Here is a 12,106-nt window from a genome sequence, read left to right as displayed (position 1 = left end):
TAGGGCTCCTGCAGAAAATCCCATAACTTTCGCCCCTTTATTCAGCATACGATCGATATAATTTTTGAACTGCTGATTGACGTAAGTAGCTAAATACTTTTCCGTATTTCCACCACCGATAATAATTAGATCAGCATCTAGATAGCTACCAAAATTAATCTGCTCAATGTCCAAGAGTAAGTAATCAGTGTTTAGGTTAGAAAAAAGGCTTTGGAAAACTTCCGTGTACTTTTTCATATACGGTTCCCAATTTTCTCGAAAAACTGTAAAAATGATAATTCTTTCGATCTTCCTTGATGACACAATTCTATTAACAATCGTATGGTTTTCTTTATTGGCGGATTTCCACCCATCAAAAAAATTTGTGCTTCCATTTTTTCTTTGTCCTTTCTCAAAAACGAGGCAAAGATGGTACTCTAACTTTTAATCTGTCCATACAAGTTTTACCGATAGCTCTCAGAAACTCTTCGCATCTACCGAATTTCAGAACAAAGGCAGCTCATTCTGATTTCATATCAGACTCTCGTAATAGTCTGTCTTCTATTTGCTTTTACCTATCTTTTCCTCTGCTAGACACTCTAGTTCCTCGATAGAATGACGATGCCTGTGCTTCTCTTCTGTTAGATAATGCTTGTGGACATGCGAATGCCTTACCGTATGCGTATGGGTACTTCCGCCATGGCTATGCGTGAATGTATGCTGGTGCTCATGGTCATGTTGGCGAATAAACGTATCGACTACCACTAAAGCAGAACCAATGACCATCACGATCAAGGCGATCACATACATCCAGGATAAGGATTCACTTAAAAATACAAAAGCAAGGAGAGCTCCGATCAAGGGATTGACAGCATAATAGGCACTGGTTTTAGCTGCTCCGAGAACATTCTGGGCTCTCACATACATGAAAATGCTGAGTCCGTAAGCCACAAAACCTAAAGCCAAGGCAATGGCGATATAGCCGATTCCTGGAAAGGACTCTCTTTTTATCAGAGCAATGACCAGAGCGCCAAGACCAGAGCATAGGCCTTTTAGCATCACAATTTGATAGGTGCTCTTTGATGATAGTTCTCTAGTGCAGTTATTTTCAAGTCCCCAGCAAACGGTAGCCATGATCACCAGCAAAGAACCATAAGAGAAATGAAAGCTATCTGTTCCTTCAAACGACAGCAGGATACTTGACAGGGTGATTAGTCCAATGGCCAGCCATAATCTTTTGGTTACAGCTTCTTTAAAGAGAATCAGTGCAATGACCGTCGTCGCCACAATTTCAAAATTCCCGAGAAGCGAGGCATTGGCAGAGGAACCATAGCTGATTCCAAGCATCAGAAAAATCGGTGCAGCAATATCGAGAACAATCATTCCGACAATATAGGGAAGTTCTGCTTTTGTCAGGCTCTCAGCTTTCTCCCTGTCCTTCTTATTAAAGAGTGACATCATACCAATACCAATCCCAGCACCGAGATACAGCAATGCTGCCATTGTAGTCGGGCCCACATACTGCAAAAGAACCTTTGATATCGGTACATTTATGGCATAAAAAACAGCTGCCAGAAAGGCAAACATAATTGCTTTGAGCTTATTTTTCTCCATCAATTTTACTCCTCTATTTCATTATTTCTGGTCATGACCTCTATATCACAGCCCAGATCCAAACCAAAGTATCACTCCATCCAAACAGGAATTCGCCTAGAACTCAAAAGGTTTGGGGAGTTCAAATCTCCAGTGGAGCTTTGAAACCTCTCGCCTTGAAATGTCAAAGCGAGTGGTTTAACTGCGTTTTATTAACAAACTTACACACTCAACATGCGCAGTCATCGAGAACATATTCACATACTTTTTAACGATCGCATAAGGTTATCGTTAAATGGTATAACCTAGATAAACTGAGATTTCATAATTTCTTTTTCTTTGGTTTTGGTGCAGGTAACTCATCATACATTGAATTAAATAAGCCGGTTAAATATTCTTTGTTGTCAACATCATCTACCAATAGCATTTCCTTTGCACCTTCATACGGCAATTCGTATTCTACATTCGGCATATACGCTATTGCAGTTTTGACAGGCTTCACTAAAAATCTATCATCATAAATCCCACCCATGATTTTCCCTCGATAATAAATTATATATTCACCCATCATTGCTCTATATGATATTTCTTCCAACTCAGACAATTGTTCTAAAATGAAATCTAAATATTCTTTACTTGAAGCCATTTTTGCTATCTCCCTTAATTACTAAAATTTCAGCAATCCATTTTCATCAAATTGAAAATTGGGTTCCCAAGAAACTTCCCAATAATATCCATCTAAATCCGAAAAATATGCGTGATATCCACCCCAGAAAAGTCCCTGTGGCTCTTTTACAATTTTTCCACCTGCTTTTCATTACTAATTCTAGTACTCGCCAATATAGTATAAATTAAATGACCAATAAAAATGAAGATAAAAATAACATAGCAGCCAGTCTTACAACTTACTACTTTTCATATGATAATTTACAAATGTCTTTCCAGCCACTCGATCTTTTTAAAATCCTTATTGTTATTGTGTTCATTTCTATAGGAGTCTTGAGAAGAAGCTTTGTAAATACTTAGATACTGCTCCAGACTTGGAAGACGAAAAGTGATGCCTTCAATGTGAATAAGCTCTATATCCGATTCCGAAACTCCTGCAAAATCAGGTAAGGAATCGATACTACCAAATTCAACACTCACTCTATCCTTTTGGAATTCATGCTCATGAATATCTATTAAAACGTAGCCTAAGTCTTTCATCACTTTCATTATCTTGTCCCAGTCATAAATTCTGAGAGGATCAGGCGCTTCCCAACCTCTAGGGTCACCAGGCACATGAATGTCAATGTCAGACGGCCCCCAATTTTCTTTCGTTCTAAACTCCAATCCCAAAGACCCCATCAGTGTCGGTGTAATTCCGACTCGATTTAAATGGAAACAAATGGTTTTAAATTCTTCAAATAAGAGACTCATATTTACTCTAAACCTTTCATCTAAATGTTCGTTATTTCTACTTTATTACCTTGAACATAATCATCTTCATTTTCTAGAGTGTATCCATTTATTTTGGATACAAATTCTTTTCCTTACTAATTCTATTACTCGCCAATATCGTATAAATCAAATAACCAATAAAAATGATAATAAAAATAAGATTAATTTTTAACACAAAATAGAGATTTAACAAATTTGCGAACGCATGAAATAATATACAGTAACCCACTGATTGGGTTTGACGGTAAAGAAGTCCTAAAGCAAAACTTAAAAATAATGTATATATAAAAAATAAAATAAAAGGAAATCCTTGATGACTTTCTCCAACTATAAACCATAAAGGCAGATGCCATATTTCCCAAATTGATCCTACAATCAAATTAGATTGCCAATATGTATATTTTTTATCAAGTAACGGCTGTAATATTCCTCTCCATCCTAATTCTTCATGTCCACCACCAAAAAAAATTAATTGAATAAAGAATAGTGGCATTAGATAAATGGATACTCCATTAAATTCTAAGGAAGATACAGAAAATAGTATCAAAATTGCTAACAAATGAATAATGAAATAAATACTACTATTTTCTTTCTTACTAAATAAAAAATGTTTAAATTTTATATTATTCCTTTTCAAATAAAAGCCACTTGCAATAGCTGGTCCAAGTGCACCTACTATATGTAATATTCTTCCTATGATTGTTTCTAATCCCAAAATATGAGATTGAGTAAAGATGGCAAGAATCCCCCAAGATATATAAGTAATTCCAAATGTACAATAAAGATATTTTTTTAAATTCTTTTTGTCAATTTCTGTCATTTTATTGCCCTTATTTTTATTATTTTATATGTAATATTTGTTACTGCTTCTTAGTTGCTCTCGATTATAACTACCTATATTCTATCACAAAAATGCAAAAAAAAGCCCTATAATCAAGGCTTTTCATTATTCATTTCGTCAATACTTTAGTTTCGTAGATTCAGATTCGCATGATTAAAACTAGTCAATTTTCTCAATAATGTTTCCAAGTTTATCTAATACAAGACAGGAATGATCATTTAGTGGAATTATGGGAACATTAACGAGTTCTTCAGCTCTATCCTTATTAGCTTTATCATTCCAGGAATCATAATGGACACTAATTAAAAACTGACTAAAGAGTCCTAATCCATTTTTTATCTTTATCTGATGATCTGAATTATCATTAGGTGAGATATAGACCTTTTCTCCTAATAATAGGGCTCCTGCAGAAAATCCCATAACTTTTGCCCCTTTATTCAGCATATGCTTGATATAATTTTTGAACTCTTGATTGACATAAGTAGCTAGATACTTTTCTGTATTTCCACCATCGATGATAATTAGATCAGCATCTAAATAGCTATCAAAATCAACCTGCTCAGAGTCCAAAAGTAAGTAATCAGTGTTTAGATTAGGAAGTTGACTTTGGAAAACTTCCGTGTACTTATTCATATACGGTTCCCAATTTTCTCGATAAACTGTAAAAATAACAAGTCTTCCAATCTTCCTTGATGACACAATTTTATGAACAATCGTATGGTTCTTTATCGGCGGATTTCCACCCATCAAAAAAATTTGTTCGTCCAATCTTTCACACTTCCTAAAGATACATAAATTTTGACCACGTACTGAAATTATAATTTCTTCTTAAAATGAATAATTCTATTTGCCTCCTGAAATCCAATATTGAGATGAAATCTTATAGAATCCGTATTCGTTAAAGTACAGTCACTTGCAAATTCCTTACATCCTTTATTTTTCGCCCATTCCTCACATTTTGTACAGAGATTTTTAGCAATATCCTTTAAACGATATTCCTCGTCGACAATAATCCCTTCTAAGAATCCAACAGGACTATATTTACAACCTTCAACATAATCAAATCTGAGTGAACATAGTGCTAGACCTACAATTGTGTCACCTTCAACTTCAGTAAAGATTGCAGTATTTTTGCCATTCGTATATCTTTTTACTTCATCAATAGCTTCTTTATCGGTTAATTGGGGCCATAATTGTTTCATTAGTTTAGCCGTTTTTATAGAATCTTTTGTTATTCCATCCATATTGATGTTCCTCCGCAAATTACAGGCAAATGTTTCAAATCATGCTGTTACTTTGTTACTCATTGATTGACACCAATACCATCCCCTTCTATTTATCGCTGTCTCAGATTGGAAGAGCAGTGATACTGCCTCAACTTGTGCTGAGAGCTTTCTTCTATACTAATAGACGAAAGGGTGTGAAAATGATTTTTAAATGATACTGTGGAACGGAACAGTAGCCCTAGTATTGACTACTGTCGTTTCTATTCATATTGGCTATTCTAGGACTGAGATGAAAAAATCTATAAATGCTCAGAATAAAATTGAACCCGCAAATCTCCCCAAAACAATGGTGAGTCATGTACTTGTATTATTCCGAAAAAATACACCTCTGGTGCAGTGAGACAAATTGGTGTATCTTATAGTGGCTTCGTAGATGAAAGCTATACTCTACTATCACTCTTTGATGATGTAGAACAAATTGAAAAAGATAATAGACTTCAGACAGCTATTGATGTTGTCAGAGAACAGTTTGGTTTTTTAGCCATACAAAAAGGAACCGTCCTAACTGAAGGTTCCAGAAATATTGAACGCAGTAAACTTATCGGTGGTCATTCCGCGGGTGGATTGGAGGGATTAAAATGAAACAAGAAAAAAATACAGTACAATTTTCAGAAATCCGTAGCAAAGGATGTAATGATATTGAAATGCTTGAAAGATTTTTACATGGAATCGTTGAAACAGCAACTTCAAAACTTCGTCAGAGAAAACTCAAAACAACTGAAATATCGATACGACTAGTACATGCTAAATCTGAAAACCGATTACCATTGGAATTTACATTTAGCATTAAGCCAACAAGCTCATCTGTGATAATCTATACTGAGGTAATCAATCGCTTTAAAGAATGTTACACAGGTGGGGGAATTCAAGGTTTTACGATTCAATTTGATAAAAATACCCTTGCCTCTGCATAGAAAGGATTTGATATGATTGACCGTTCATATTTACCATTTCAATCAGCAAGAGAGTACCAGGATACAAAGATGCAAAAATGGATGGGCTTTTTCCTATCTGAACATGCATCAGCACTCTCTGATGATACAAACAAAGTAACGTACATGTCTGACTTATCACTAGAGAAGAAATTATTACTCCTCAGTCAAGTATACGCCGGGCAGCTACGCACACGCATTCAAGTGATTGAAAAAAACAAGCGTGTTTCCTACACTGGAACAATACCAAGTCTGACCAAAGATTTCATTTTGATAAAAACTACAACAGGTCACATCAATTTGAAATTAAAAGACATTATTAGTATTGAACTTGTCGAGGAGGTGCTCTATGAATCAGCTTGAGTTTCAGCGTAATCACCTACAAATGGACTATTATAGCGAGAGCTACCAAGATTTTGAACGTGACTTCTACCGCTACTCTAACATGAATATTCCATTGACCTTCCTAACTGATGATATCCTAAAAACAATGGCGACTTCACGTAAGAATTACTTTGTCCTCAATAAGGAAAAGTCCAGAGATAACCGCGATCACTTCTTCATATTTGAAGTAAGTACCGTAGATGAGAATCCGCTAATCTATCATTATACATATAAGAAAACTACAATATATTTAGCAGAAAAATAGGAGCAGTTCAATTGACTGTTCCTATTTTTAATATTCATAAAATCTAAAGTCTTTATACTCTTTAACAATGGAGTCGCCAACCAGAACAGACTATACTGACCAGCGACTACCTTAAATTTAATGTTTCAGATTTATTTTCTTATCTCTAATTTCATAAACTACATCTGCTACATTTTCGAGTAATCGTTTATCGTGGGTGATAAACACGATAGTTCCGGTGTACTCCTTCATTAGTATTTCCAAAGCCTCTAAACTTGGTATGTCAAGGAAGTTACTGGGTTCATCCATTATTAGGATGTTATATCTACCCATGAGCATTTTAGCAAGCAACAATTTTATAATTTCTCCACCGCTTAAAACAGATAAACTTTTTCCAATATCGTTCTGTTTGAACCCCATAGATGCTAGCACTGAACGAATTTCTGATATATTGTAGTCACAATCCTTCTGCATAAACTCCATAACATTCTGATTACTGTTGTACTTGTAACCATTCTGTGCAAAGTAACCTATTTTTGCCTTAGGCGAAATAGAAATTCCTTCTTCATGGTTTAAGATCATTTGGATTAAAGTTGTTTTTCCGATTCCATTACCACCAGTTAACGCCACTTTTGCTCCTAACGGAATTTGAAAAGATGCATTTTCAAACAGAGCCTTATCCCCAAATACTTTATTAATTTCTGCACCGACTATAGGGTATGGATTATGGAGCTCCAATGCTTTACTTTGCCTGAAACGAATTCTGCGAATGCCTTCCGGAGCTTCTACTTTTCCTAAGGCCGCAATCCTGTGCTCTAGGGTTTTAGCAGCATTATACATCTTTTTTTCCTTACTTCCTATTGATTTTTGATGAGCTAAACGCCCTCCGTCTTCAGTACTTTTTTTCTTTGAAGAACCTTTTGCCTTCTGTTCTATTTTACGAGCCTGTTTTCGCTTTTCCTCCGCAGCCCTTTCCAATCGGGCACGTTCCGCAATAAATTGTTCGTATTCTGCAGCTTGGCTCTTACGTTCTTCCTCTTTCTGACGAAGATAATCAGAATAGTTTCCCCAATACTCAGTGATTTTGCCATCTTTCAGTTCCCATATTTTATCTACTATTTCATCAAGAAAATAGCGGTCATGGCTAATAACTAACAGTGCACCTGTAAAATATTTTAGCTGTCCTATTAGAAAATCAATTCCTTCACGGTCTAAATGGCTCGTAGGTTCATCCGCTAAAATACCATGAACCTGTGCCGATAAGGCCTGTGCTATTTTAAGCCTTGTTTCTTCACCACCGCTCATAGTCTGTATATTTAATTGCTCAACACCTAGCTTGCCTACAAGTGCAAAATCTTTTTCCTCCTGCAGAGTTACTTCGTCCAACTGGGGAATATAGGCAAGTTCACCCAGACGATTCATTTTACATCCTGGGGGAGTTAATTCTCCTAAAAGTACCCTGAGTAAAGTGCTTTTTCCAGCACCATTTGCTCCTACTAAACCAATACGGTCATAATCATATACTTCTAATTCATTTATATCTAAAACATCGCGTCCTTTGAATTCCACACGAATGTCTTTTGCTTTTAATATTAATTCCATAACATTTCCTCCTGTCTATAATCGCATGCTTTCATTTGCTTGTATGCAGGGAAAACCCTGCGATTTTAGCAGGAAGAGTTACATGAAAATAAGATACATAAATATTCCTCCAATATTGTTTATTTTAAATCTAATTTTCTAACCTCAGTTATCATTTGGCAAACTATAGCAATGCCAATAATTAAAATACCTGATAGTAAAAACCAATGATTTACACCGATTTTATCAGCAAAGAATCCAGAAAGAATTAACCCAATTGGCATAGCAAGTGACATGATACTTCCGATCAAAGAAAATACACGTCCTAAATATTCAGGCTTAATTTTCTCCTGAAAAAGAGCTGTTTGCACACCGCTATAAAATGGCACCGAAAGCCCCATTATTGCACAGCAAACTACGAATATTACAAATCCATTTGGAGGAAGTATTCCCGAAACGGCTAAACTGGTCCCCATTATAAAAAATGAACTTGTTATTAGTAATACATGCTTTTCGAAGCCCCCTAATCTTCCTAATAATAAGCCTCCTGCTAGCATCCCAAATGCAAAGGAAATTTCCGTAATAGAAATATGCACAGGCGTTCCATTAAAGTGTTCCATGCTTATTAAAGGAAATAGTGCATTGATTGGCATATAAACAAAAGTATATAGTGTTCCTAAGAGTAATAAGGCAAACAATCCTTTGTTTTGTCTCAGAACCACAACTCCTTCTTTCATCTCCCTTATGAAATTTGGTTCTAAACTTTGCACTTGATTACCCAGCTTAGGTATACGTACAATTGCTACCGTAATAGATGCAATCACAGCACCCAATACGTCGATGGCAATAATAGCATTTAAATCCCAAACGGAGTATAAGAGTGCTGCAACTGCCGGACTAACAATATAGCTTATAGACTGCAAAGACTGACTATAGCCTGCGCATTTCGTTAGCTGTTCTTCTGGTACTAAAAGTGGTGTAACCGCATTGAGTGCTGGGGTATGAAAAGCTGTTCCAATGCTACGGATAAACAATACTATCATAATCATCCAGACAGGTAGCTCCATACAGAATGCAACAATAGCAAGCACTGCACCAGCTGCTGCGATAATTAAATCGGCACCAATCATTATCTTCTTCCTATCATGACGATCCACTAGCACACCAATGGCAGGTCCCAAAATCGCATAGGGTAAAAAACCTACTAATGAAGCCATAGACAAGACCATCGCAGATCCTGTTTTTTCTGTAAGGTAAAAAATAATCGCCATTTGCAGGATGGCACTAGTGATTAATGATACTGCTTGCCCTGCCCATATTGCATAAAATTTTCGTTTCCAATTGTTGTATTTTTCCATTTATATTATCTCCTGCATATTATTTTGCTTGAATTTCTATTTTGAATAGCATTCTAGGCAATAAAAAATGCAGGCCAAACCCCACAATGTGGCTTTTGGTCTGCATACATACAATTTGGAAACATTCATATTAAAGACATAGTTAAATAAAGGTATAGTTAAATAACCAATATCCTCACCGTAACTAATGAATGCTCAATATCGTATAAATAAGCACAACAAAAAAGCCTATCATCGGGTATAGATTCTGCTTTTTTTATTGCCAGCTTATCTTAAACGCATTGAGGCTGTCATAGTTTCGGTTCCTCCTACATCTTTGTTTATATCAATTTATAGTATAACACAACAAGATGATATGTTCAATATAAAAGTTATGGAATGAGACTCATACTTCCAATTCGATGCCAGATTTAAAGGATATGACGAAGTTTTCTTCATAGACTGTAACGCTCTGGATTATCTTCCTTAGTAGCAAGCGATTAGCTTTCACAAAATCTTCTGTTTGTAGTTTTAAAAATTCATCAGGATTTTCTAACTCAACCTCAAAATATTTCATTTTACATTCCCTCATTTCATTTATTGATAAATTGAGTTTGCAAAAAAGAGTGGACAATTTTTGTCTACTCTTAACCTTTAAAATAGTTTTTTTTAATCGATTTGAAGTTGCCTAAATTATTACTTATTCGGTAAAATGAAGTATTGCTTTCAACAGATTTCCTTCAACTACACTTCACTTGATTCAAACAAGGTGGGTACATTTCTATTCCCACAAACTCCTTGTCAATGGAAACAAACACGTACCCACAGGGTAAATGGAAATAGAAACTGATAATTTCTAGCTATCACTTCTACTCATTCCAAAAATTTTCTCACTCTGATACTTACCCACCATAAAGCAAAAAGCCTTGCAATCAAGGCTTTCATTATCCCTTTCGTTCAAAGGTTTCTAAGCTTTTACGAGCAGAGCGACACACTCAGCGGTTCGCTATCTCCGTTCTGTCTGCGTGCTAGCACTTGTCAATCACGGACAGCTATCGCATGGGCGGAAGTAAATGCTAATCTTCGTCGTTTTACTCCTTGACTAGCAAACTTACCGCCTCAACATGATGCGTTTGCGGAAAAAGATCCACCGGCTGTACTTTCTTCAATTCATAGCCCAATTCTTGGTAGAGTTTGATATCACGCGCCATGGTCGCGACATTACAAGAGATATAGGCGATGCGGTCAGCTCCTGTTTGGGCACTTGCTTTGATAAAGCTTTCGGTCAAGCCCTTGCGTGGTGGGTCGACCAGGATGGCTGTTGGTTGGATGCCTTCCTTGAGCCAATTCTTCATGGCATTTTCAGCTGTGTCACAGACATAGTGGGCATTGGTGATGCCATTTAGACTAGCATTCTTCTGGCTATTTTCCACTGCTTCAGGGATAACCTCTACTCCATAAACTTCCTTGACATGCTTGGCAACTGACAAGCCAATTGTCCCAATTCCGGAGTAGGCATCAATCACGACATCCTCTGCCCTCAACTCCGCAAAGTCAATGGCTGTCTGATAAAGCTTCTCTGCCATTTCGGTATTAACCTGATAAAAGGCGGGTCCAGAGATTTGGAAGCTATTGCCCAACATTTGGTCGGTAATATAGTCTTGACCATAAAGCGTCCGCCATTCTTTTCCAAAAATAGCATTGGTATTCTGGTCGTTGATATTTTGCATAACGGATTTGATGGCTGGGAATTGCTTGATCAACTGCTCGATCAACTGGTCCACACGGAAAACCTTGGGACGAGTGGTCACCAAAATGACCATGATTTCTCCTGAATGGTGACCTCGGCGAACCACAAGATTGCGAATCAAGCCAGACTGTTCCTTTTCATCATAAGGCTTGAGGTCAAACCGACGAATCAAATCCCGAAGTGCCAAGACTACTTGGTCAATGACTGGATCTTGGATATAGAAGTCTTCGATCGGCATCAAATCATGAGAGTTCCTGCGAAAGAAACCTGTCTCCACCTGACCATTGACACGACGGACAGGGACTTGGGCCTTGTTGCGGTATTGAACAGGATGGTCCATCCCCAAAGTCAGGGGAACGTCGATATCAGAGATTCCTGCCATCTTGTAAAGGCTATCCTTGACCTGTTTGGCCTTGAATTTCAGCTGCTCCGGATAAGCTAGGTGCCCTAAGTCAGCAATGCCGCTTCGCAAGTAAGCCAGGTCTAGCTCTTCATTGCGGTGAGGGGATTTTTCCAGGTACTCCTCTACTTTTCCATAGCCGATCTTCTTGTTGACCTTGAGCACACGCATGCGGATGACTTCTCCAGGCAGGGCATTCTCCACAAAAAAGACCAGGCCATCGACCTTAGCTACTCCTGCTCCTTCGTGTGTCAAATCGACAATCTCAACGGTTACAATTTCATTTTTCTTTAACATCGTTTTCTATCTTTCTACAAATTAAAAGGGGTGGAGTCCAAA

General features: G+C 37.0%; 14 protein-coding genes and 2 pseudogenes. 4 read left to right on the top strand and 12 right to left on the bottom strand.

The features are described 5' to 3' along the window. The 8 genes and pseudogenes from HMPREF2685_RS05365 to aac(6') all read right to left on the bottom strand — a co-directional run. Window positions 1-374 (bottom strand): annotated as a pseudogene (locus tag HMPREF2685_RS05365) (peptidase S51); the annotation flags it as partial. 166 nt (window positions 375-540) lie between these two features. Then, window positions 541-1,593, bottom strand: coding sequence for a DMT family transporter (locus tag HMPREF2685_RS05360; protein ID WP_003006806.1), 1,053 nt, complete (start codon window positions 1,591-1,593; stop codon window positions 541-543). Between the two features lie 301 nt (window positions 1,594-1,894). Continuing rightward, entirely contained in the window at window positions 1,895-2,218 is a 324-nt protein-coding gene (locus HMPREF2685_RS05355) for a TfoX/Sxy family protein (protein ID WP_003006804.1), read from the bottom strand. Between the two features lie 21 nt (window positions 2,219-2,239). Next, a pseudogene (locus tag HMPREF2685_RS10170) lies at window positions 2,240-2,380 on the bottom strand (VOC family protein); the annotation flags it as partial. Between the two features lie 119 nt (window positions 2,381-2,499). After that, on the bottom strand, window positions 2,500-2,991 hold the full coding sequence (locus tag HMPREF2685_RS05350) for a phosphoribosylanthranilate isomerase (RefSeq protein ID WP_070465756.1): 492 nt from the start codon (window positions 2,989-2,991) through the stop codon (window positions 2,500-2,502). Between the two features lie 88 nt (window positions 2,992-3,079). Next, a complete protein-coding gene (locus HMPREF2685_RS05345) occupies window positions 3,080-3,832 on the bottom strand; it encodes a CPBP family intramembrane glutamic endopeptidase (RefSeq protein ID WP_070465753.1) in 753 nt (250 codons plus the stop codon). Window positions 3,833-4,012: 180 nt separating this feature from the next. Next, a complete protein-coding gene (locus tag HMPREF2685_RS05340; RefSeq protein ID WP_070465751.1) occupies window positions 4,013-4,621 on the bottom strand; it encodes a Type 1 glutamine amidotransferase-like domain-containing protein in 609 nt (202 codons plus the stop codon). A 47-nt stretch (window positions 4,622-4,668) separates the two neighbouring features. Continuing rightward, complete coding sequence (gene aac(6') / locus HMPREF2685_RS05335) at window positions 4,669-5,097, bottom strand: aminoglycoside 6'-N-acetyltransferase (RefSeq protein WP_002912789.1); 429 nt, start codon at window positions 5,095-5,097, stop codon at window positions 4,669-4,671. A 378-nt stretch (window positions 5,098-5,475) separates the two neighbouring features. On the opposite strand from aac(6'), the gene HMPREF2685_RS05325 reads away from it, so the two are divergent. The 4 genes from HMPREF2685_RS05325 to HMPREF2685_RS05310 are packed head-to-tail and all read left to right on the top strand — an operon-like array spanning window position 5,476 to window position 6,720. Then, entirely contained in the window at window positions 5,476-5,721 is a 246-nt protein-coding gene (locus tag HMPREF2685_RS05325; protein WP_001813542.1) for a hypothetical protein, read from the top strand. Beyond that, window positions 5,718-6,053, top strand: a complete 336-nt coding sequence (locus HMPREF2685_RS05320; protein WP_000806926.1) for a DinB/UmuC family translesion DNA polymerase — start codon at window positions 5,718-5,720, stop codon at window positions 6,051-6,053. The genes HMPREF2685_RS05325 and HMPREF2685_RS05320 overlap by 4 nt, the downstream gene beginning before the upstream one ends. 12 nt (window positions 6,054-6,065) lie before the next feature. Continuing rightward, on the top strand, window positions 6,066-6,434 hold the full coding sequence (locus HMPREF2685_RS05315) for a hypothetical protein (protein ID WP_000567222.1): 369 nt from the start codon (window positions 6,066-6,068) through the stop codon (window positions 6,432-6,434). Then, the gene (locus HMPREF2685_RS05310; RefSeq protein WP_001072467.1) at window positions 6,421-6,720 is read left to right on the top strand and encodes a DUF5960 family protein; all 300 of its coding nucleotides are present in this window, start codon (window positions 6,421-6,423) and stop codon (window positions 6,718-6,720) included. The genes HMPREF2685_RS05315 and HMPREF2685_RS05310 overlap by 14 nt, the downstream gene beginning before the upstream one ends. 117 nt (window positions 6,721-6,837) lie before the next feature. Here the strand turns inward: HMPREF2685_RS05310 and msr(D) are convergent, their stop codons facing one another. From msr(D) to rlmD, 4 genes are all read right to left on the bottom strand, one after another. Next, the gene (gene msr(D), locus HMPREF2685_RS05305) at window positions 6,838-8,301 is read right to left on the bottom strand and encodes an ABC-F type ribosomal protection protein Msr(D) (RefSeq protein ID WP_000420313.1); all 1,464 of its coding nucleotides are present in this window, start codon (window positions 8,299-8,301) and stop codon (window positions 6,838-6,840) included. A 119-nt stretch (window positions 8,302-8,420) separates the two neighbouring features. Then, complete coding sequence (gene mef(A), locus HMPREF2685_RS05300; RefSeq protein ID WP_000417519.1) at window positions 8,421-9,638, bottom strand: macrolide efflux MFS transporter Mef(A); 1,218 nt, start codon at window positions 9,636-9,638, stop codon at window positions 8,421-8,423. Between the two features lie 385 nt (window positions 9,639-10,023). Next, window positions 10,024-10,194, bottom strand: a complete 171-nt coding sequence (locus HMPREF2685_RS05295; RefSeq protein ID WP_000873143.1) for a hypothetical protein — start codon at window positions 10,192-10,194, stop codon at window positions 10,024-10,026. Window positions 10,195-10,708: 514 nt separating this feature from the next. Then, window positions 10,709-12,064, bottom strand: coding sequence for a 23S rRNA (uracil(1939)-C(5))-methyltransferase RlmD (rlmD, locus tag HMPREF2685_RS05290; protein WP_070465747.1), 1,356 nt, complete (start codon window positions 12,062-12,064; stop codon window positions 10,709-10,711). Window positions 12,065-12,106: the final 42 nt, after the last annotated feature.

The sequence above is a fragment of the Streptococcus sp. HMSC074F05 genome, assembly GCF_001808725.1.
Taxonomy (GTDB): Bacteria; Bacillota; Bacilli; order Lactobacillales; family Streptococcaceae; genus Streptococcus; species Streptococcus parasanguinis_I.
The sequence above is the reverse complement of the archived record's forward strand: the minus strand, read 5'-3'. Positions and strand labels throughout refer to the sequence as shown.